1 protein-coding gene and 1 pseudogene are annotated in these 663 nt (G+C 59.7%); one reads left to right on the top strand and one right to left on the bottom strand.

Annotated elements, in window-relative coordinates:
* Window positions 1–67: 67 nt before the first annotated feature.
* Window positions 68–208, bottom strand: a complete 141-nt coding sequence (locus tag AOZ13_RS14635; protein ID WP_021780798.1) for a hypothetical protein — start codon at window positions 206–208, stop codon at window positions 68–70.
* Between the two features lie 56 nt (window positions 209–264).
* On the opposite strand from AOZ13_RS14635, the pseudogene AOZ13_RS13640 reads away from it, so the two are divergent.
* Window positions 265–663: pseudogene (locus tag AOZ13_RS13640) on the top strand (IS200/IS605 family transposon protein TnpB); the annotation flags it as partial.

Here is a 663-nt window from a genome sequence, read left to right as displayed (position 1 = left end):
AACAGCGAGAGAGTCCCGCCGTTCACGGCGGGCGTGAATCGCGTCACTCGGCTACGCAAACCACTGGTTACTCCCCTGCCGGAGTCTCCAGGTCGTCGGCGGCGTGGATCAACATCCCGCGCCACGTCAGACCGTGTTCGTTTTTCACGCGTTTGATGCGCTCGTACTGTTCGTCGTCGGGCACTTCGATGTTAACGTGGTTCGACACATCGACTACGAAAACCCGTAGGTTTATGTTAGTTGCGCTCGTACACAGAAGTAGCGATGAAGCGCACCAACGAGTTCGAAGTGGTTCCGCAGTCCGACGAGGACGAGGAGTTGCTTCGCCAACTGTTGGACGCTTCAGCCGCACTCTGGAACGAGATCAATTACCAGCGCCGAACCAACTTCGACGACCCGGACGGCGACGTTTGGGAGATCGACGAGTACCGCGGTCGGTACGGCGGTACGCTCGGCGCTTCGACCGTTCAACAGATCGAACGCAAGAACCGCGAAGCGTGGCGCTCGTTCTTCGCACTCCGAGAGAAGGGCGAAGCCAACGGCAAGCCCGGCTTTTGGGGCAACCAAGACGAGGGCCGCGAACTGCGGACGTACATCCGAAACACGTCGTACTCGGTCGAGTGGGGCGAACACTCCCGACTCGAGATTCTCGTCGGCCAAGAC

The sequence above is a fragment of the Halarchaeum acidiphilum MH1-52-1 genome (genome assembly GCF_000474235.1).
In the GTDB taxonomy this organism is placed as follows: domain Archaea; phylum Halobacteriota; class Halobacteria; order Halobacteriales; family Halobacteriaceae; genus Halarchaeum; species Halarchaeum acidiphilum.
Note: the sequence above shows the minus strand (reverse complement) of the source record. Positions and strands in the feature narration are given on the sequence as shown.